We start from the raw sequence: 20,383 nt of genomic DNA on the forward strand, positions 1-20,383 counted from the left end.
GAGCCCGGGAAGCGATCGCCGCTCGGCGATCCGCGCTCCGGCGCTCATCCACCGCAGCGAGGAGAGCAAGCATGCGTCGCAGCAAGTGGTTCATCGGATTGATGGTGTCGGCCCTGTCCGTGACGGGCTGTGGCCAGAGCGGCTTCACGACCCACGACGAGGGCGCGGGCAGCGTGATGCGCGCCCCGCTCGTCGCGGAGTGGGCGGTGGGTGTCGCGTACACGACGGGGACGCAGGTCACCTACGGCGGACGGCTGTATCAGTGCCGCCAGCCGCACACGTCGCAGGCGGACTGGACGCCTCCCGCGGTGGCCTCCCTCTGGCTGGACCTGGGGCCGGCGGGCGGTGGTGACACCACGGCCCCCACCGTCACGCTGAGCGCCAGCGCCACGAGCATCACCGCCGCGGGCTCACTCACCCTCACCGCCACCGCCACGGACAACGTCGGCGTGGACAAAGTGGAGCTGCTGGAGAACGGCGTCGTGGTGGCGACGAGCACCAGCTACACACGCGCGTTCTCGGGCTCGGCGCAGAACGGCACGTACACCTACGTGGTGAAGGCCTATGACAAGGCCGGCAACGTGGGCTCGCAGTCCGTCTCCGTCAGCGTCGCCATCCCGGGCACGGGCGACACGATTCCGCCCACCGCCACGCTCAGCGCGAGCGCCACGAGCATCACCGCGCCGGGCTCACTCACCCTCACCGCCACCGCCACGGACAACGTCGGCGTGGACAGGGTGGAGCTGCTGGAGAACGGCGTCGTGGTGGCGACGAGCACCAGCTACACACGCGCGTTCTCGGGCTCGGCGCAGAACGGCACGTACACCTACGTGGTGAAGGCCTATGACAAGGCCGGCAACGTGGGCTCGCAGTCCGTCTCCGTCAGCGTCGCCATCCCGGGCACGGGCGACACGATTCCGCCCACCGCCACGCTCAGCGCGAGCGCCACGAGCATCACCGCGCCGGGCTCACTCACCCTCACCGCCACCGCCACGGACAACGTCGGCGTGGACAAAGTGGAGCTGCTGGAGAACGGCGTCGTGGTGGCGACGAGCACCAGCTACACACGCGCGTTCTCGGGCTCGGCGCAGAACGGCACGTACACCTACGTGGTGAAGGCCTATGACAAGGCCGGCAACGTGGGCTCGCAGTCCGTCTCCGTCAGCGTCGCCATCCCGGGCACGGGCGACACGATTCCGCCCACCGCCACGCTCAGCGCGAGCGCCACGAGCATCACCGCGCCGGGCTCACTCACCCTCACCGCCACCGCCACGGACAACGTCGGCGTGGACAGGGTGGAGCTGCTGGAGAACGGCGTCGTGGTGGCGACGAGCACCAGCTACACGCGCGCGTTCTCCGGCGCGGCGCAGAACGGCACGTACACCTACGTGGTGAAGGCCTACGACAAGGCCGGCAACGTGGGCTCGCAGTCCGTCTCCGTCAGCGTCGCCATCCCTGGGGGAGATCCGACGGGCAAGCGCATCGTCGCGTACTTCACCGCCTGGGGCATCTACGGCCGCAACTACCAGGTCAGCAACGTGCCGGCGGCGAAGGTGACGCACATCAACTACGCGTTCTCCAACATCTCCGCGGACGGCAAGTGCGTCCTCGGGGATTCCTACGCGGACATCGACAAGGCAGGCGGGTGGCCGGGCGAGTGGGACGCGGGCCAGCTGCGCGGCAACTTCCGCGCGTTCAAGGAGCTGAAGAAGAAGCAGACGCAGCTCAAGTTCATCATCTCCATCGGCGGGTGGACCTGGTCCAAGTACTTCTCACAGGTGGCGGCGTCGGCGGCGTCTCGCGCGTCGTTCGTGAAGTCCTGCGTCGACCTCTTCATCAAGGGCCAGTTCCCGGGCGTGGACCCGGCGAACGGCGCGGGCGTCTTCGACGGCATCGACATCGACTGGGAGTACCCCGTGGGCGGCGGGTTGGCGGGCAACACCAACAGCCCGGCGGACAAGCAGAACTACACGCTGCTGATGTCGGAGTTCCGCAGCCAGCTCAACGCGGTGACGGCGCAGACGGGCAGGCCCTACCTGCTCACCATCGCCACGGGCGCGTCACCGGACCTCCTCATGAACAAGCAGGAGACGAAGGCGCTGTCCGACGTGCTCGATTGGATCAACGTGATGAGCTACGACTACCACGGGGCCTTCGAGAGCACGGTGAACTTCCACTCGCCGCTCTACCGCGTGACGGGCGACCCCATGGCGAGCACCGGCTTCTACACGGACGCCACGGTGGCGAAGATGCTCGAGCTGGGCGTCTCGCCCTCGAAGATCGTCCTGGGCATCCCCTTCTATGGCCGCGGCTGGGGCAACGTGCCCAACGTCAACAACGGCCTGTTCCAGACGGGCACGCCCACCAAGGGCACCTGGGATGATGGCCAGTCCGGGCTCACGGGCGTGTTCGACTACAAGGACCTCAAGGCCAACTACGAGCGCGCCGGCTCCGGCTACACCAAGTACACCCATCCGGAGAGCAAGCAGGCCTACGTCTTCAATCCGTCCGCGAAGATCTGGATCTCCTATGACGACGCCCAGACGCTCAACGCCAAGGCCGACTACATCCTCGGCAAGGGCCTGGGTGGCGCCATGTTCTGGGAGCTGAGCGGCGACGACGGCTCGCTGGTGGATGTGCTGTACCAGCGCCTGCACTGAGTCATCGAACCTCGCGGCGCCGGCAGTCTTCAGGGCTGCCGGCGCCCACTCGAGGCTCAGCCCGCCTTGGCCCGGAGGTCCTCCAACCAGGTGCCAGCGTGCTGGGCCTCTTCCTCGTGCGCGGGCTCGCGCCACGTCTCCTTCAGCGCGTCCGCGTACCAGGTCCGCATCGACGGGAGCGCCAGCAGCCGCGGCGCGTACTCCGCCGCCCGGCCGTCGAGGACCAGCCCGTAGGTCTGCACACGGAACGCGACGGGCGCGAAGAACCCGTCCACCGCCGTGAAGCGCTTGCCCGCGAGGAACGGACCGCCGAACCGGGCCAGACCCTCGTTCCACAGCTCCGACACGCGCGCGATGTCTCGAATGAGCTCCGGGGGCATCTCATGCAGGCGCACGCGAATGCCGCAGTTCATCGTGCAGCGCATGCGCAGCACACCGAAGCCCGAGTGCATCTCCGCGGCGGCGGAGCGCGCCCACGCGCGGGCCCGAGCATCCTCGGGCCACACGCCCGGATGACGCTCGGCCAGATACTCGGCGATGGCCAGCGAGTCCCACACGGCCGTGTCCCCATCCTTGAGCAACGGCACCCGCCCCGACGGGGAGATGGTGCGCATCACGGCGTCCCCTTGCCCGAGCTTGATCAGATGCTCGTTGAAGGGGATGCCCAGCTCCTTCATCAGCCCCCACGGGCGCAGGGACCACGACGAGTAGTTCTTGTTGGCGACGTACAAGTCATACATGCGCTGGTGACTCCCGGCAGAGCCCCGCTTCGGGGCATGGACGGCGCGGCATTATGCGGCAACCGCGCCTCGGGCACGACGCGCGTCTAGCCCGCGCGCCACGCGGTCCACAGGGACACCGCGCCGAAGATGAAGAAGAGCGCGGCGGCCACCCACCGCACCCAGCTCATCTGCACCTTGCCCGCGAGCTTCTCGCCCAGGAACACCGCGAGTCCGTCCGACACCATCATCCCCGCGGTGGTGCCCAGCGTGACTGCCACCGGCATCTGGTAGCGCGCGGCCACGGCCATGGTGGCGAACTGCGTCTTGTCCCCCATCTCCGCGAGGAAGAAGAGCACCACCGTCGTGAGGAAGGGACCGAAGCGCGACGCCTTCTCGCCCTCGTCATCCAGGGTGTCGGGCTTGAGCGTCCAGAGCCCGAAGCCAATGAACAGCGCGCCGAGAATCAGGGCCATGATCCGCGCCGGCACGTGCGAGGACACCCACGCGCCCACGGTGGAGGCCAGCGCGTGATTGGCCACGGTGGCCACGAAGATTCCCGCCAGCACCACCCACGGGCGGCGGAAGCGTGACGCCAGGGAGAACGCGAGCAACTGCGTCTTGTCCCCCATCTCACTGGCGGCGACCAACACGAACGAGCTGACGATTGATTCCAGTACCATCACGACTCCACGGTTGAGTCCTGGCCTGGGTACGTGGGAGCAGTGCGAGCGCACGACGGACCTCGGCCAGGAAGGTGTCTTCCTGTCCGAAGGTCTCGTTCGCCTCGCGTGCTGCGAGGTGGGGGCCCGGGCTGTCACCAGCCAGTGTGTCGAGCGTCCCGACGCCGATGACTCCGGCGTGAACTACTCCCCTTGCGTGAGGGGGCACGTAGCAGTCCCCCTGCCCTCGCGTCAACGCGAAGGGCGCACGCGAGCAGGCCAGCGACGCAGCGGCGGCCCGGCCCTTTTTTTGACGGCGTGCCGGGGTGCCCCCCTAATGCCCGGGTCAGGTCAGTAGCGGCCTGTAGCAATTCCCCCGTGGAGGAAGCCCCGATGCAGGATGGAAGCGCCAACCCGCTGAGCCCCGAAGCTCCGTCTTCGCCGTCCACGGCGGAGTCGGTCGCCGTCCGCGGGCCCGATGCCGACGTCGTCTCCACCCACGTGCTCGTGCCGGAGGAGCAGGTCCAGAAGCTGCGCGAGCTGGCGCGCCGCACGCGCATCCACCAGAGCGAGTACCTGCGTGAGGCCGTGGAGGACCTGCTGTCCAAATATGGACGGATGCCCGAGCGCCCCGAAGGTGAGTCGTGACCACCTCCTCGCCGAGCGCGCCCGCGTCCATCGGCGAGGCGCTGCTGCGCTGGCTCGAACAGGCGCAGTGACTCACTGACCCGCGGTGGCTGGAGATGCATCGGGCGGGGCTCGTAGGATGGGTGGATTCCACCCTGCTTCCGGAGCCCCCCATGCGCACCTCGCGATTCACCGCCATCTGCGCGCTTGCCCTGACGGGCTGCGCCTCGACGGGCGGATTCGACAAGCTCTATCCCGGAATGACGGCCGCGCAGGTCGCCGAGACCATGGGACGTGGGCCCACCCAAGCCGAGCCGTACGCGGATGGCTGGGCCGCCTGGTACTACGGCGAGGATCGCTGCGTGCTCATGCGCGACGACAAGCTCGTCGGCAAGTCCGTCTCCGAGGAGCGGGCCGCCCTGAACACGCCCGTCCTCAGCGTGCGCGACACCGCCCGCGCGCAGTGCTCGCCCCCCGGAGTGGCAGGCAAGCCCGCGCGTCGGCAGGAGATCGACACGCCCTTTGGCACCATCAAGGGCAACATCGATCCCGCGACGCTCAGCAACCGCGCCAAGCGACTGGTGTCTCCCGAGGAGGCGCCCAAGCCCGCCGAGGCCCAGGCGCCCGCCCCCACCCCGTAGCGACTACGCGGCGGACGAAGGCGACGACGAGGCCGGCCCGCCATCGGGCCCCATCTTCCCGGCAATCTCGCGGAAGGACAGGTGGCCCAGCGACATCAGCAGCAGGCCGAAGCCCACCGTCTGCACCGTCTGCGCAAGCCACAGCACGTTGGCGTAGGCCAGCCCGCCCGCATTCACCACCGCGGGCGGCAGGAAGAGGCTCAGGCCCACCAGCGTCGCGGCCTGGAAGGTGCCCAGCATGCCGGGCGCCGCGGGGATCATCAGGCCCACCACCAGCACGCACAGCACCACGTAGGCCTGGAACAGCGACAGGTTGAGCGGCTGGCACATCGCCCCGGCCGCCGCGCCCGAGCAATCAAAGGCGCGCGCCAGCATCATCATGCCCACGCCGTTGATGCCCCAGTACGCCGCCGTGTAGGCGAAGAAGGCGAGGAGCTGCTTCGCGTCCGGGAGCTGGCGCATCGCGCCCACGAACGTGTCCACGATGTCCGCGACCTTGTCGGCCACGCCCGGGGACACACGGCCCACCGTGGCGCGGATCAACCGGACGGTGCGCTCCTGCTGCCACAGCCCGAAGAGCAGGAACAGGAGGCCGCCGCCGAACACGGCGAACATCAGCCACGAGCCCAGCTTCACGTAGCGGACCTCGGCCGTCTCAGCGGGCACGAAGAACAGGAGGATGCGCATGGAGGCCGCGACGAACAGGCCATCCACGATGCGCTCCAGCACCACGGAGGTCATCGCCGCGCTGCGCCGGATGGAGCTGCGCTGGGCGATGAGGAACGGCCGGGCGAACTCACCCAACCGGAACGGGAGGACCAGCAGCATCATGAACCCGATGCCCGAGGCCTCGTTCAACTGGCGGAAGGGGACGCGCTCCATGCCCGACAAGAGCGAGCCCCACCGCAGGGTGCGGCAGATGTGGATGAGCGTCAGGCAGACGAAATAGGGCAGCAGCCACAGGTAGTTCGCCGACTTCAGGCTGGCGAACTGGGCCGCCCAATCAGTCCGGCGAAAGGCCCACCACATGAATGCGACGGTGACCAGCACACTGGCCAACAGCTTGACGGCTCGTTTCACGGCGGGCGGGTATAGCGTCACTCCCCGCCAGACTCCAGCGACTCTCCCGCCAGCAGGCGAGCAGGGTGCTCGCGCATGAGCTGAACGAAGGCCTGCTCCCCTGCCCGGCCTCGCAGCTCGGCCAGTGCCGCCCCCACCCACTCGCGCGCACCCACGGGGCTGTGCAGATCCGTGGCTCCCACCGCGTAGAGCCCCTCGTCCAGGAAGGCCCGCGCCAGCTTGCGCGCCTGGGGACCGTAGCGCCCGGTGAGCGCCCCCACGTCCAGTTGGAGGAGCGCGCCGGCCCGTACCACCTCCGCGGCGCGGCCCTTGCGCTCGAACTCCAGGCAACGCTCCGGGTGGGCGATGACAGGGGTGACGCCACGGGTCCGGATGCGAAAGAGGACGTCCGGCAAGGCGGGCACGGGGGAGGTGTACGGCACCTCCACCAGCACGTGACGCCCGACGCCGAGCATGCGCGCGTGCGGCGTGCCCAGGCCGCGCACGAAGTCCTCGTCGAGGAAGTTCTCCGCGTTCTGCCCCAGGGTGAGGGGGATCCGGGCCGCGCCGAGCGCCTCACGCAGCTCGGTGAGCTTCTGCGCGACGACCTCGGGCGACGCGTACTCGGGCCGCGCGTGGGGGCTGGGCGCCACCGTCGCGAAGCCGAGGTCCACGAGCGCGCGCGCCATCTCCAGCGCGTCGTCCAGCGTTCGCGCGCCGTCGTCCACGCCAGGAATGAGGTGGCAGTGCAGATCGACGAAGCCGCTCACGCGTCCCCGCCCCGCCCGGGGAACCCGTCGGGGGGCAGTTCGTCCTCCCGCTCCTCGGCGTGGCGCTCGGGCATGCGGTACTCCTCGCCGAGCCAGCGGCCCAGGTCCACCGCGCGACAGCGGCGCGAGCAGAAAGGGAACGCGGGGTTCTCCGCGCGAAGAGCGACGGGCTTCTTGCAGATGGGGCAGTTGGGCAGCGACATGGTGAACGGTGTTCTAGATAAGCCTTGACGCTCCGCCGAGCCAGGACGTTTCGTGCCAGGGCGAGGAACTCCAGCGGCTGTCCCCCTGGGAGCCCGGGCCCTCGGGAGGCGTGTTCCCATGAAGGTCGTGCGCATCACGGAGTCGGGCGGCCCCGAGGTCCTCTCCTTCGACGAGCGTCCCCGCCCCGAGCCCGGCCCTGGCGAGCTTCTCGTGCGCGTGCGCGCCAGCGCGCTCAACCGGGCGGATCTCCTGCAGACGCTCGGCGTCTACCCTGCCCCGCCGGACGTGCCCCCGGACGTGCCCGGCCTGGAGTACGCGGGCGAGGTCGAGGCGGTGGGCCCTGGCACTCGCCGCTTCCGGGTCGGCGACCGGGTGATGGGCCTGGTCGGCGGCGGCGCGTGGAGCGAGTCCCTGACGACGCGCGAGCGCGAGGCACTGCCCATGCCCGCGGGGCTCAGCTTCGCGGAGGCCGCGGCCCTGCCCGAGGCGTACCTCACCGCGTATGACGCGCTGGTGCTCCAAGGCTGCCTGCGCGCCGGGGAGACGGTCCTCATCAACGCCGTGGCGAGCGGGGTGGGCTCGGCGGCGGCGCAGCTGTGCCGGGCCTCGGGCGCGCGCGTGGTGGGCACGGGCCGCAGCGCGACGAAGCTGGCGCGGGCCGCCGAGTGGGGCGTCACCCGCACCCTGCTCTGCGAGGACTCGCCCCCGAGGTTCGCCCACGCGGTCCGCGAGGAGACGGAGGGACGCGGCGCGGACCTGTGCCTGGAGCTGGTGGGCGGAGATTACGTCCCGGAGTCGCTCAGCGCCCTGGCGCCTCGGGGACGCCTGCTGCTCGTCGGGCTCGTGGCGGGAAGCACCACCGAGGTGGACCTGGGCATGGTGCTGGGCAAGCGCCTGAACATCATCGGCACCGTGCTGCGCAGCCGCCCGCCCGAAGAAAAGATGGCGCTGGCCCAGAGCGCGGAGCGGCACCTGTTGCCCCTCTTTCGCACGGGGGCCCTCAAGCCCGTGGTGGACGCGGTGCTGCCCATGCGCGACATCCGCACCGCCGCGACACGGCTCGCCACCAACGACTCGGTGGGCAAGCTCGTGGTGGCGTGGGAGTAAGACAGGCGCTCAGCGCGCGCTGCGCTTGCGGGCAGGCTTCGCCCCCAGCAGCCGAGGCGAAGCGCACCGCCGCCACGCCTCGGTCAACAGCGCGCGCAGGAGCGGCCGTCCCACGTGGGCCAGCCGCACGATGACCATGGGATAGTCCTGGTAGTGTGGCGTCACCGCGAACACGTCCGGCTGGTCGCGCAGCAGCGCCTCGCGGTGCTCGAAGTCCACCTTGACGACGATGGAGTCCTCGTCGAGCACCCGCGCGAAGAGCGTGTCGCTGACCCGGAACCCAGGCGTCCCGTAGGACGGGCGCTCCACCGCCTCGGGCAGCGCGAGCGCGAGCGCCCGCACATCCTCCACGGTGAGCCCCCGCCGCCGCGACACCGCTGACTTCGCCGCGCTCACGAGCTCAGCGCCCGGACTCGCGACGCGAGCGTGTGCGTGAAGAGCTTGTAGATGCGCAGCGCCGCCGCATCGTGCGTGTCCAGGTAGTGCTGGAAGCCCGCGCGGGTGATGCGCAGCGCGCGCACCGACGTGCGTGCCCGGACGTGCGCGGACACCGGGCCCTCCTGCACCAGGGAGATCTCCCCCAGGTGCGCCCCGGGCCCCAAGGTGTTCAGGTGCCGAGCCTCCGCCTCGGGCCCGCTGAAGACATCCACGGTGCCCTCCATCAACACGAAGAGCCCCACGCTCGCCGCGCCCTTCTCCAGCAGCACCGCGCCCGGCGCGATGATGACCTGACGCGCCAGCCGGTACAGGTCCTTCATGTCCTCCAGCGACAGGTCGCCGAAGATGGGAATCGCCTTGAGGTAGCGGTAGCCGTTGCCCGCCGGCACGGTCGTCCCCGCGTTGAGCCGCGCGAGCACCGCCTCGGCCTCCGCGTCCATGCCCATGCGCCGCAGGAGCCGCGCCTTCTCCGTCATCAGCGCGGGGTCCGCTCGCGCCACCTCGGAGTTGCTCAGCGCATCCGCCAGCACCGCGAGCGCCCGGTGCGTGAAGCCCTCCGCGTCCAGGAGCTTGCAGATCCGCAGCACGCCCTCGACGAAGCGCGCGTCGTCCGAGCGCACGCCCCCGAGCGCCTCCACCTCCGCGTGCGCCTGGCCCAGCTCCCGGTAGATGGCCGCCGCCTCGAAGGGGCGCCCCAGCCGCACCAGGCACTGCGCCATGGAGTCGCGCACGCCCAGGCCGCGGTACACCTCCAGCGCCCGCTCCAGCGCGCCCGCGCGCTCGAAGGCCGCCGCGGCCCGCTCCACGTCACCGTTGCGAAGGTAGGCCTCCGCCGCCGCCACGTACTGCCCACCCTGCGCGTAGAGGTCCGCGATGGTCGCGTCGTCGCCACTGCCGTCCAACAGGCGGGCCGCACCCGAGAAGTCATGCGCGCGCCGCAGCACATCCACCAGCCGCCGGCGCTCCGTCACCGAGCCCTGCGAGGCCTCACGCAGCAAGCGCTCGCGCTGCGCCGCGCCCAGCTCCTCGTAGAGCTGCACGGCCTTGTCCGCGTCATCGATCGCCACCAGCGACTGCACAGCCTGCAAGGGCCCCTCCACCACCGAGCCGGCCCGGGTGTCCACCGGTGCCAGAACATCCGCCACGCCTGTCATGTCGCTTCCCCCCATCTCCCCGGGGCCATCGAGGGTTGCCCTCGGCACCCCGTCAATTGCGATGAATCCGGAATCGAGTCAAGACGCTATCACTCCGCCCCCACCCCACGCACATCACCCTGGGGTGAGTTCCGGGAGGGGGCGCAGGTGCGCTCCCTCGGGGAGGACGAGCAGGAACTCACGCTCGAGGACCTCGCGATACTCCGCCTCGCTGTGGAGCTGGCGCACCTCCACGGAGGCGCCGCGACGGATCTTCAGCTCGGCGTTGAGCATGGTGCGCCGCACGCCGGGAGTGCAGCGGGCCAGCAGGCGCGACTTCACGAAGTGGGACTCGGGGAACGTGGAGGTGAAGTGGTTGCCTGACTCGATGTCCAGGTCCAGCACAGGCTCGCGCGGATCGAAGACATACATCGCCTTCCACTCGTCCTGGATGAGCAGGTGCAGCTCGTAGCCGGGCACCCACTGCGACTCCACCAGGCGCCAGCGCTCGCCGTGCGCCTCATGCTCGCGGCCTACCTCCAGCGGCATGGGGCTGATGAGCCCGTTGCCACCGAAGCCCACGTCCACGAGCCATTCGCGCCCGCCCAGCTCCACCCGAAGGACCTGATGCGTGCGAGCCCCCGGGCGCTCTCGCCCCCAGATGACGCGTCCAATCGAGCGGTGTACGCGGAAGCCCACCTGGCTCAGCACCGCGTTGAACAGAGTGTTCTGTTCAAAACAGTAGCCGCCACGGCGCGTGCCCACGAGCTTCGCCTCGATGCTCGGCAGATCCACGCGGATGGGCCGCCCCAGGTGGATGTCCAGGTTCTCGAAGGGGAACGTCCCCACATGCGCGCGGTGCAGGGCGTCGAGCGTCTCCAGATCGACGCGCACGGGCCCGACATAGCCCAACCGCTCCAGGTATGCCTCCAACGACATTCGCACTCCACGGACAAGCGGTGGGCATCAGGCCGCGCCGCGCATCAATCCTTCCGCGCGCGCTCCAGTTCTTCAACGAGGAGTTCTGCCACACGACGGACACGCGGAATGTCGAGCGCGGATTTCGCGCAGACCACATATAGGGGGCTGCGCTGATGAGGCCCCAGGTCGATGGGGAGCGGCACCAGTGAGGTCGTGCGCGCGAAGCGATGGCGCAGGCGCGGCAGCACCATGGCCCCGACTCCCGCCTCCGCCGCCGCGAGCTGGACGAGGAACTGATCCGACGCGAAGACGGGCGTGAACCCGGGAATGATGGCCGCGAGCTGCGGGTTGGGCGTCACCTCGTCGAATGGCGGCGCCCAGGCAATCCACGGCAGGTCCTGGAGTCGAGGCTTGCGCGGCAAGCGCTGCGCGAGCGTGCGTGACACGAAGACGGCGTTCTCCACCTCCACCGTGTGGACCAGGGTGAGGTCCGCCTGCGTGGGCGCGCGCGAGCGCAGCGCCAGGTCCGCCTCGCCACGTCCCAGGTCCAGGTGCGTCACCGACGAGAGCACCTCCACGCGCATCCCGGGATGCTTCTGCAGGAGCTTCCCCGCGAACGGGGCGAGGAAGTCGAAGGCGACGAAGGGCATGGTGGTGATGCGGATGACGCCTCGGGGCTCGCGGTCCGCGGTGTCCGCGGCGCGGCCCACCTCCCCTGCCCACTCAGCCATCCGCCGCGCGGGCCCCAACAAGCGCTCTCCAGCCTCCGTCAGGGCGGCGCCACTGACGCCCCGGCGAAACAGCGCCTCCCCCATCGCGTACTCCAGGGCCGCCAGTCGGCGGCTCACCGTGGGCTGCCCGAGCCGCAGCTTGCGCGCCGCACCGCTCACGCTGCCGGCTTCCGCCACGGCCAGGAAGAGTCGGACGTCATCCCAGGGGATATCCATATTCGGATGGCATCATGCGCGATTCGCTGTTTTCCATCCACCTGCGGATGGGTACCTTGAGGCCACTTCAGGAGACACACCATGCGCATCGCCCTCGCCATCCTCGCCGCCGCGGTCATCGCCGTTGCCCTCTGCGTCCTCATCGGCTTCGCCCCCACCCACCACCCGGTGCGTCCCACGACGAGCCTGGGCGTGGCGCGCTCCTCGCGCGATCTGCGGGCCGTGCTCGACACGCCGGGCCCCGTCGTCCTGGAGACCGTCAACTCGGCGGACTGGGCCGTCACCCGCGACGGCCTCATCAACCTGAAGCACCCCAAGGCCGTGGCCGCGGGGCTCACCGATAGCGACGAGCCCATCCAGATCTTCTTCCACGCGCTGCACCACCCCACGAAGGGCCTCTTCATCGTGGACACGGGCGTAGAGAAGGCCCTGCGTGATCAGCCCGACCACGCGGCCATCCGCGGGCTCGTCTCGTCGGCGATGCACCTGGAGAAGATGAAGTTCCACCAGCCGTTGGGGGACTACCTCGCGGCGCACGCCAACGAGCCGCTCCAGGGCGTGCTCCTCACGCACCTGCATCTGGACCACGTGACGGGCATGGCGGACGTGCCCGCGGGGACGCCCGTCTACACGGGCCCGGGTGAGGCCACGGACCGCAACGTGCTCAACGCCCTGATGGCCCCCAACATCGACCGCGCGCTCGCCGGCAAGGGCGACATCAGCGAGTGGCCCTTCCAGCCGGACGCCGACAATCGCTTCGACGGCGTGGTGGATGTCTTCGGCGACGGCTCGGTGTGGGCCCTCTGGGTGCCGGGCCACACGGCGGGCACCACGGCCTACCTCGTGCGCACGACCGAGGGCCCGGTGCTGCTCACCGGAGATTCGTGCCACACGCGCTGGGGCTGGGACAACGAGGTGGAGCCGGGCTCGTTCACCGCGGACGCGCCGCGCGGCATCGCCAGCCTGGGCCGCCTGCACGCGCTGGTGAAGGAGCACCCCGCCATCAACGTGCGCCTGGGCCACCAGCGCTGAAGCCCCAGAGCCAACGCTCCCCGCGCGACACCCATTGCGCCCCCGAGCGGGGCCTCTATCCTGCGCCGCCATGGCAACCCACTTCGACCCCAGCGCCGCGGCGCAGTCCGACTCCGGCATCTTCGGCCTCCCTCACACGCCTGAAGAGGCCCACGTCGTCGTCATCCCCGTCCCCTTCGAGGCCACCACCAGCTACGGCGGTGGCACGTCGGATGGCCCCTCGGCCGTGCTGGAGGCGAGCCGCCAGGTGGACCTGTTCGACGTGGAGACGGGCCGCCCCTATGAGCGCGGCATCGCCCTGCTCCCCGAGTCCGAGGACCTGCGCGCCTGGAACACCGAGGCCAAGGCGCGCGCCGAGGTCGTCATCGAGGCCGGCGGCATCCACTCCGGTGACGCTGCGCTCGTGGCCGCGGCCAACGACGTCAACGTGCTGTGCGAGAAGATGAACGACGCCGTCTACACCGAGGCGAAGCGCTGGCTGGCCGAGGGCAAGCGCGTGTGCGTGCTGGGCGGAGACCACTCCGTCTCCTACGGCATCATCCGCGCCCACGCGGAGAAGTACCCGGGCATGGGCGTGCTGCACCTGGACGCGCACGCCGACCTGCGCGTGGCGTACGAGGGGTTCACCTGGTCGCACGCGTCCATCATGTACAACGTGGCGCGCAACCTGCCGGGCGTGAAGACGCTGGTCCAGGTGGGCCTGCGCGACATGAGCCAGGAGGAGTTCAAGTACATCGAGGACTCGAAGGGCCGCATCCACGGCTTCTTCGACGCCACCCTCCAGCAGAACCGCTTCGACGGCATGACGTGGAACCAGCAGGTGAAGCAGATGGTGGAGCTGCTCCCCCAGCAGGTCTACCTGTCGTTCGACATCGACGGCTTGGATCCCACGCTGTGCCCGAACACCGGCACGCCCGTTCCGGGCGGTCTGTCCTTCGCGGAGACCGTGGCCATCGTCGCCGGCATCGTCCGCTCGGGCCGGACCATCATCGGCCTGGATCTGGTGGAGGTGGCGCCGGATCCGAACGGCGGTGAGTGGGACGCGAACGTCGGCGCCCGCCTCCTCTACAAGATGATCGGCTGGATGCTGAAGTCCGAGCAGCGCTAGTCACGCACCACACTGGCGCTCGAGTGGAACGCCCTCCACCCGAGCGCCGAGGCGAATCACGGCACTACAGCCTTGGACGGTCCTCGACCACGGGGGCGATGTCCTCGGTGGACGCAGGGGCCAGGGCCCGCGCGTTGACGTCCGGCAGAGTGACGCCCATCCAGGAAGCCAGTCGCGTCATGGCCAGCGTGCGCTCGGCCTCGGGCAGTCGAACAATCTGCGCGGTGAGGTGGTTGGCATTCGGCACCGTGAAGCGGAGCGAGTCGTTGCAAGCCCGCACGTCGAACGGGCCCGCGGACCAGGGATCGCGGTCCCCATAGAGGAACATCATCCGCGTCCCCTCGCGCCGGACCCAGTGCTCCACTCGGAGCATCAAGGCGTGGTCGAACCGCTTCTCCAGCGGGAACGCGAGATACTCAGACGGCACGTCCTCGCGCGGGTACTGCAACAACCCATGCAGGTGCCGCGTGGGGTAGCGGTTCCAGCCCAGCTCCGTGGCGGATTGGTAGTAATAGGCCGCGAAGTAGTCGAGCGAGGAGTCCCCATACGTGGACGCCATGCCAGTGATGTAGTCGAGGAAGGCGAAGACTTGGGTTGCCGTCGCGCCGGGCGCGGGAATCGCATCACACAAGGACGGCGTGCCGTACTGCCAGAAATAGAAAGGCATCTCGACGATGCCAAACTCCAGTGACCGCTCAACGCCCAGCACGCCATAGGTGTCCCCCGTGTCCGCCATGAAGGGGAGCAGCTCCGAGCGACGCGACAAGGCGTCTCGCTGGAAGACGCGCAGCTTCTCGCGGCACGTCTCATCGCCCACCCGCTCGAGGAAGTGGACGAAGCGACCGTCATCCAAGCCATGCGTGTTCGGCGCCACGTAGGCCACGGTGGCGTCCACATCATTCGGATAGTAATAGCGATGGTAGACGGCAGCCATGCCTCCCTTGCTGCCGCCCGTCGTCAGCCAATGGCCAGAATAGACAGGCTTGAAGGCCTGGATGATGCAGTGGTAGTCGCTCGCGGCCTGCCAGATGTCGAGCAGCTTCCAGTCATTGGACGCCGGCCGAGAAGGGCCGAAGAAGCGGTGCTCCAACGAGAGCTGATTGGCCCCGAGCAGCGCGGTGGGCTCGTACTGCGAGGGGCGACTGCTCAAGCTGTACCCGCCCGAATACACCACCACGGGCGCGGTCGTGGAGCGATGCAGCAACGTGGCCCGGAGCTGGAAGTGCTCCCCATTCGGGCGGTGGTGGTCCGCCGGCTGCTCGAAAGTGAGGCGGAAGAAGCGCGTGCCCTGGATGGGCGAGGGCGCCTCTGTCACCACCGTCAGCCCTGGGATGGACTGGAGCCGAGTGAGGATGTCCTCGGTCTCCGCCCCGGCCTCCAAGGCGCCCGCGACCTGGGCTGGCCGCACATCCAGGGCCTCGGGGCCCTCCGAGACAGGCCCCCCACAGGCTTGCATCACCAGGGCCGCGACCCACCACCCCAGGCTCCGAGACAAGCCAACGCGTCTTGACGAATTCATTCACGCTCCGCTGCTTGGGTTTGCGCTACGGAATGCCCCGCGCGGCCCGAGGCATCACAAACCTAACAGATGCGTGTGCGAGCTCCTCGGAGTGGAATCCTAGACTTCGTCAATTGTTGCGCGGCAGCTGGAAGTTGAATGCGGTGCCGGCCCCGACCGCGCTCGGCTCGACGGACATCCGGCCTCCGTGCAGCTTCGCCAGCTCGGCGGCGAGATAGAGGCCCAATCCCTCACTTCCGCGCGGGCCGTTTGGAAAGGGCTCGGTCCAGGAAGGCGGCGCCTCGGCGGGTGACTGGCTCCGCTCGTCCGCCACGCGCACCGTGACGAACGAGCAGGACGCGCGCAGCTCCACCGACACCCCGCCCCCGGGCCCCATCGCGCTCGCCAACAGGGCGTCCAGCGCCAGGCGGATCCGGTCCGCATCGAAGGTCAGTCCCACTGGCTCAGACGGGAGGGCCAGCCGCACCGCCGCGCCCGGCATTCGCTGTTGCCACTGGGCCACGACATCGCGCAGGGGCGCGCGGAGGTCGCCCATCACGGGCCGCAGGCGCAACGACCCCTCAGCCAGGAGCGCCGCGTCATGGAGGTGTCGTCCCAGCAGCTCCAGCGACTGGAGCTGGAAGCCCAGCGCGCTCACCGTGCCCAGGTCCACACCGGGGCTCTCGCGCAGGCGAGCGAGGTGCTCACGCGCCTGCCACAGCGGCCCCTGAAGCGCCTGCCCCACCCACTGCCCCAGCGCCTCCGCCGTGGTGTTCGCGGGCGCGGGCGGCGGAGGTTCGGCTTCGAGTGACTGGCGCACGAGCGCCTCGAAGTCGGTGATCTCGAAAGGCTTGTTGAGGAAGGCCCATGCATCGGGTGTCCCCGTGGACAGCACCCCACTCAGCAGGATGACCGGGACATGGTGAAGCACGGGCTCGGCCTTCATGCGCCGGCACAACTCCACGCCGCTCATTCGCGGCATCACATGGTCCGTCACCACCAGGTGGGGACTTCGCGCCCGGGCCAGCCCCAACGCCTCCTCTCCATCTCGTGCCTGCACCACGTCATGGCCCAGGTCTTCCACCACCTGACTCAGGACCTCCAACACCGCGGGTTCATCGTCCGCAACCAGGACGAGACTCATGCGTCCACTTCCTCTCGGCGGCCACGCACAGGGGAGTTCCACGCGTGCCTTCGCGCCACCCACACCGCTGCCCGCTCCCACGCCCGCCCCCTCGAGGGCCATGGGACCGCGGGACAGAAGGTCCACGGGTTCACGAAAGAGAGACCTGGACTATGAAGGTCCGAGCACTCATTCCGGACATCCTCGGGAATGCAGGAGCCTTCCCAACAGTCCGGATGTTGCTCGGAAGACACTCCGACACGGTGCATGGAGGAAGACATGAAGCCCGGAGTCATGGCGTGGGGTCTGATGGCGGTGTCCTGCCTCGTCACCTTCCCCGCCCGCGCGGACCTCGCCCGGCGGCGTGACGCCGTCGTGGAGGTCGTCCAGAAGGTCTCTCCCGCGGTCGTCTACATCGGGACCGAGCAGGAGGTGGAGTCACGCTTCCGCGGCCGTTCCCGCTCCCCCCTGGAGGACTTCTTCGGCCTGGGTCAGCCGGACTCCGGGGGACGGGAGAAGATTCAAGGGCTCGGCAGCGGCGCGCTCATCGACCCGAGCGGCATCATCGTCACGAATGACCACGTCATCCGCGGCGCCTCGGCCATCCACGTCGTGCTGGCCGACGGCCGCACCTTCGACGCCGAGGTGATGGGCAGCGACGCCACCAATGACCTGGCCGTCCTCAAGGTGAGCGCGAAGGAGCCGCTCCCCGCGGCCCGCCTGGGCACCAGCGCCGACCTCATGATTGGCGAGACGGTGGTGGCCATCGGCAGCCCGTTCGGCTTGAGCAAGACGGTGACGGCGGGCGTGGTGTCCGCCACCGGCCGCACGTTCCGCGCGGATGACCGCGTCTACAACGACTTCATCCAGACGGACGCCGCCATCAACCCCGGCAACTCGGGCGGCCCGCTGCTCAACGTGGACGGGGAGATCATCGGCATCAACACCGCCATCTTCGCCAACGGCCAGGGCATCGGCTTCGCCATCCCCGCGGACAAGGTGCGCCGCATCGTCGAGGAGCTCACGCGCTTCGGGAAGGTGCGCCCGGCGTGGGTGGGCCTGGACACGGAGGACCTCACGCCTCGGCTCGCGGCGCGGCTCGGTTGGGACCGGACGTACGGCGTCGTCGTCTCCAACGTGGATCCAGACAGCCCGGCCGCCCAGGCAGGCGTGCGCCGGGGCGACGTGGTGGCCGAGCTGGGAGGCTCGCGCATCCAGGACGCCGAGGACTTCGACTCACGCGTGCGCGGCTACCCCGCGCGCTCCGCCTTCCCGCTCGTGCTCTTCCGCGAGGGCACCTCGCGCACCGTGCAGGTGGCCCCCGTCGAGTTCCCCCGCCGGCTCATCGAGACCCTCGCGTGGGAGCGGCTGGGTCTACGAGTGAAGGAGGGCAAGGGACTGATGGCCGTGTCCTCGGTGCGGCCGGACTCCGCGGCGGCGCAGATCGGCCTGGAGCCGGGCGACGTCATCCTCCGGGTGAACAACCAGCCGGTGCCGGACGGAGACACCTTCCGTGAGGCGCTGCTCACGGCGCGACGGGGACGTAGCGTCCTGATGCTCGTGCGCCGGGGCCGATACGGCTACCACATCACCCTCCCCTTCGAGGGACAGCGCATCTAGTCCTTACAGGGATTCCAGGATCGGCGGGAACGGCACTAGCATGGGTCCCCCATGAGTCCGGTCCGCTACGTGTCGCTCGGTCCCCTTCTTTCCGGAGAGGGCTCGCGGGCCTTCCTCGGCCTGTCGATGGAGGAAGCCCGCCCCCCCATTCCCGTGGTGCTCATCTGGGCACCGCCGGAGATTGCGCAAGACGCGGACCTGACGGCGCGGCTGGAGCGCGAGACGGAGCGCGCGCTCGTCTTCGAGCACCCGAACATCCTGCGGGTGCACGGGCTGACGCGGCTGGACGGTGGGCTGGCGCGCGTCACCGAGTTCGCCGATGGCGAGCCGCTGCGCAAGGTGCTGGAGGCGCACCCGCGCATGCCGGCGCACTTCGCCGCGCTGGTGGTGGCCGACGCCGCGAAGGGCCTGCACTACGCCCACGTGGCCGGCAATGACGACGGCTCGCCGCTGGTGCACGGCGACATCCGGCCCGAGACGCTGATGGTCTCCTTCAGCGGCGTCACGAAGGTGACGGGCTACGGGGCGCTGACGGTGGCGCCCCGCGAGCGCGGCGGCAAGCGCGTGAAGAACCGGCGCGCGTACACCGCGCCCGAGCAACTCCTGGGAGGCCGCGAGGCCGTCAACGTGCAGTCCGACGTGTTCCTGCTGGGGCTCACGCTGCACGAGTGCCTCACCGGGAAGATGCCGTTCAAGGAGTCGGCGGATCCGGACAAGGCGGTCATCAACCGCGCCTTGCCGCCCATGCCCAACGACGTGCCGCTGAAGCTGGACGCGGTGGTGCGTCGCGCCACCAGCAAGCGCGCGATGGAGCGCTATCCCTCGGCGCTCGCGTTCCGCGAGGCGCTGGTGGACGCGGTGGGCAAGCTGCCCTCCTACGAGTCGTTCGCGGAGTATCTGGCCAAGCTGTTCCCGCCCGAGAGCGACGCGCGCTCGGCACGACGTCAGCTCATGGAGCGGGGTGCGGCGGAGGCGCTCGCCAAGGCCGGTGTTCCGGCGCCGCGCATCGCGGAGCTGATCGCGAAGGGAATCGGCTTCACCACGGAGACGCCGGGAGATCCCAACGGCGAGCCGGCCAGCGGCTCCCTTGCAGCGGTCCCGAGCGTCACCAGCACGGGCGCGGCCTCCACGGATCCGCGCCTCTCCGTTTCGACGGGCACCTCCGCGCCCCAGGCTGTCGCGAACGGAACGGGTCCGCACGCCTCCACCCAGCCCGTCGTCGCGCGCGCAGCCGGCCCTGCGAACGGAGCCGGCGCCAACGCCCCCGCTGCCCTGCCCGGCCACGGCTCGGCGCACGCGGCGAGCGTGTCAGCGCCTCCCTCGCAGGTGACGGGTGGATCCAACGCAGCGCCTGTTTCCGCCACGCCTCCGGGTTCGCAGGTCGTGCCGCTGGCGTCGCCGCCGCCGCCCCAGACCGCTGGCGCTCCAGGCGGGATGACGTCCGCCGCGCCTCCCGCTGCGCGCTCCTGGTGGCCCATGGTCGCCGCGGGCTTCGTGCTCGTCGCGGGCGCGGGCGCCTTCGTCGTGCAGCGCGTGTTGCACGGCACGGCCAGCAGCGAGCCTCCTCCCTCGCAGCCAGCTCCCGTGGCGCCCATCCTGGCCGCGGTCGACGCGGGCGTGCTCGTGGACGCGGGCACCGACGCGGGTTCGCACGATGCGGGAGCCCCGGCCGTCGTGAGCGAGAACCTGGGCATCCTCGATCTCGTCGTCGAGCCGCGCGTGGAGGTGTCGCTCAACGCCGCGCTGCTGGGGCGCACGCCGCTCACCGTCTCGCTGCCCCCTGGACGGCACACCCTCACCCTGACCAACGGCGCGCTCGGCATCACCGTGGCGCGCACCGTGACGGTGGCGCCCACGGGCAAGACGTCCGTGCAGATCTACCTCAACAAGGCGTTCGTCAATGTCCGCGCCCCGGACGGCGCGAACGTCACCGTCGACGGCCGCCCCGTGGGCACCGCCCCTGTCGATGAACTCGACGTGTACGAGGGTTCGCATCGGCTGCTCGTCACCGTGGGCGCGGCTCGCTGGCAGAAGTCCTTCACCCTCGAAGCCGGACAGCGCACGACCTTCACCGTGGACTTCCAGGAGCCGCCCGAGGAGTAGGCTCCCCGCCT

The 20,383-nt window shown here is 69.9% G+C and carries 19 protein-coding genes and 1 pseudogene; 9 read left to right on the forward strand and 11 right to left on the reverse strand.

All coding sequences use genetic code 11. From position 1 onward, the window contains the following. Positions 1-71 precede the first annotated feature (71 nt). Positions 72-623, forward strand: a pseudogene (locus tag JGU66_33995) (glycosyl hydrolase). Positions 624-893: 270 nt separating this feature from the next. Continuing rightward, positions 894-2,660: a glycosyl hydrolase gene (locus tag JGU66_34000; protein ID MBJ6765795.1), complete on the forward strand. Its 1,767-nt coding sequence runs from the start codon at positions 894-896 to the stop codon at positions 2,658-2,660. Positions 2,661-2,716: 56 nt separating this feature from the next. On the opposite strand, the gene JGU66_34005 is transcribed toward JGU66_34000, so the two are convergent. Together JGU66_34005 and JGU66_34010 are read right to left on the reverse strand one after the other, a co-directional pair. Further along, positions 2,717-3,400 (reverse strand): glutathione S-transferase family protein, encoded by a 684-nt coding sequence (locus tag JGU66_34005; protein ID MBJ6765796.1) that lies wholly within the window; start codon positions 3,398-3,400, stop codon positions 2,717-2,719. A gap of 86 nt (positions 3,401-3,486) precedes the next feature. Further along, the gene (locus JGU66_34010; GenBank protein ID MBJ6765797.1) at positions 3,487-4,062 is read right to left on the reverse strand and encodes a TMEM165/GDT1 family protein; all 576 of its coding nucleotides are present in this window, start codon (positions 4,060-4,062) and stop codon (positions 3,487-3,489) included. Positions 4,063-4,434: 372 nt separating this feature from the next. Here JGU66_34010 and JGU66_34015 point away from each other — a divergent pair, with 372 nt between their 5' ends. Beyond that, positions 4,435-4,689 carry a ribbon-helix-helix domain-containing protein gene (locus JGU66_34015; protein MBJ6765798.1) on the forward strand — a complete coding sequence of 85 codons (255 nt, stop codon included), beginning with the start codon at positions 4,435-4,437 and terminating at the stop codon, positions 4,687-4,689. A 152-nt stretch (positions 4,690-4,841) separates the two neighbouring features. Then, entirely contained in the window at positions 4,842-5,309 is a 468-nt protein-coding gene (locus JGU66_34020) for a hypothetical protein (GenBank protein MBJ6765799.1), read from the forward strand. 3 nt (positions 5,310-5,312) lie between these two features. Here the strand turns inward: JGU66_34020 and JGU66_34025 are convergent, their stop codons facing one another. Genes JGU66_34025 through JGU66_34035 form a run of 3 tightly spaced genes read right to left on the reverse strand, consistent with a single transcriptional unit; the run spans position 5,313 to position 7,341 of the window. Then, positions 5,313-6,389: a flippase-like domain-containing protein gene (locus JGU66_34025; protein MBJ6765800.1), complete on the reverse strand. Its 1,077-nt coding sequence runs from the start codon at positions 6,387-6,389 to the stop codon at positions 5,313-5,315. A 17-nt stretch (positions 6,390-6,406) separates the two neighbouring features. Further along, entirely contained in the window at positions 6,407-7,138 is a 732-nt protein-coding gene (locus tag JGU66_34030; protein ID MBJ6765801.1) for a protein tyrosine phosphatase, read from the reverse strand. Continuing rightward, positions 7,135-7,341 carry a DNA gyrase inhibitor YacG gene (locus tag JGU66_34035; protein MBJ6765802.1) on the reverse strand — a complete coding sequence of 69 codons (207 nt, stop codon included), beginning with the start codon at positions 7,339-7,341 and terminating at the stop codon, positions 7,135-7,137. Before JGU66_34035 ends, JGU66_34030 begins: the two co-directional genes overlap by 4 nt. A gap of 118 nt (positions 7,342-7,459) precedes the next feature. On the opposite strand from JGU66_34035, the gene JGU66_34040 reads away from it, so the two are divergent. After that, the gene (locus JGU66_34040) at positions 7,460-8,449 is read left to right on the forward strand and encodes an NAD(P)H-quinone oxidoreductase (protein ID MBJ6765803.1); all 990 of its coding nucleotides are present in this window, start codon (positions 7,460-7,462) and stop codon (positions 8,447-8,449) included. A 9-nt stretch (positions 8,450-8,458) separates the two neighbouring features. Here JGU66_34040 and JGU66_34045 read toward each other — a convergent pair whose 3' ends face one another. From JGU66_34045 to JGU66_34060, 4 genes are all read right to left on the reverse strand, one after another. Beyond that, positions 8,459-8,845, reverse strand: coding sequence for an MmcQ/YjbR family DNA-binding protein (locus JGU66_34045; GenBank protein MBJ6765804.1), 387 nt, complete (start codon positions 8,843-8,845; stop codon positions 8,459-8,461). Next, entirely contained in the window at positions 8,842-10,056 is a 1,215-nt protein-coding gene (locus JGU66_34050) for a cyclic nucleotide-binding domain-containing protein (GenBank protein ID MBJ6765805.1), read from the reverse strand. Before JGU66_34050 ends, JGU66_34045 begins: the two co-directional genes overlap by 4 nt. Before the next feature lie 99 nt (positions 10,057-10,155). Beyond that, on the reverse strand, positions 10,156-10,959 hold the full coding sequence (locus JGU66_34055) for an arylamine N-acetyltransferase (protein MBJ6765806.1): 804 nt from the start codon (positions 10,957-10,959) through the stop codon (positions 10,156-10,158). Positions 10,960-11,003: 44 nt separating this feature from the next. Further along, positions 11,004-11,888 carry a LysR family transcriptional regulator gene (locus JGU66_34060; protein ID MBJ6765807.1) on the reverse strand — a complete coding sequence of 295 codons (885 nt, stop codon included), beginning with the start codon at positions 11,886-11,888 and terminating at the stop codon, positions 11,004-11,006. Between the two features lie 81 nt (positions 11,889-11,969). Here JGU66_34060 and JGU66_34065 point away from each other — a divergent pair, with 81 nt between their 5' ends. Next, positions 11,970-12,920, forward strand: coding sequence for an MBL fold metallo-hydrolase (locus tag JGU66_34065; GenBank protein MBJ6765808.1), 951 nt, complete (start codon positions 11,970-11,972; stop codon positions 12,918-12,920). 70 nt (positions 12,921-12,990) lie between these two features. Then, on the forward strand, positions 12,991-14,028 hold the full coding sequence (speB, locus tag JGU66_34070) for an agmatinase (protein MBJ6765809.1): 1,038 nt from the start codon (positions 12,991-12,993) through the stop codon (positions 14,026-14,028). A gap of 64 nt (positions 14,029-14,092) precedes the next feature. Here speB and JGU66_34075 read toward each other — a convergent pair whose 3' ends face one another. Continuing rightward, on the reverse strand, positions 14,093-15,484 hold the full coding sequence (locus JGU66_34075) for a hypothetical protein (GenBank protein MBJ6765810.1): 1,392 nt from the start codon (positions 15,482-15,484) through the stop codon (positions 14,093-14,095). Positions 15,485-15,656: 172 nt separating this feature from the next. Continuing rightward, positions 15,657-16,670 (reverse strand): response regulator, encoded by a 1,014-nt coding sequence (locus JGU66_34080; protein ID MBJ6765811.1) that lies wholly within the window; start codon positions 16,668-16,670, stop codon positions 15,657-15,659. A gap of 258 nt (positions 16,671-16,928) precedes the next feature. Between JGU66_34080 and JGU66_34085 the strand changes: the two genes are divergently transcribed. Continuing rightward, positions 16,929-18,269 (forward strand): trypsin-like peptidase domain-containing protein, encoded by a 1,341-nt coding sequence (locus JGU66_34085; GenBank protein MBJ6765812.1) that lies wholly within the window; start codon positions 16,929-16,931, stop codon positions 18,267-18,269. Positions 18,270-18,320: 51 nt separating this feature from the next. Continuing rightward, positions 18,321-20,372 (forward strand): PEGA domain-containing protein, encoded by a 2,052-nt coding sequence (locus tag JGU66_34090; GenBank protein MBJ6765813.1) that lies wholly within the window; start codon positions 18,321-18,323, stop codon positions 20,370-20,372. Positions 20,373-20,383 lie beyond the last annotated feature (11 nt).

The organism is Myxococcaceae bacterium JPH2 (assembly GCA_016458225.1).
Classification (GTDB): domain Bacteria; phylum Myxococcota; class Myxococcia; order Myxococcales; family Myxococcaceae; genus Citreicoccus.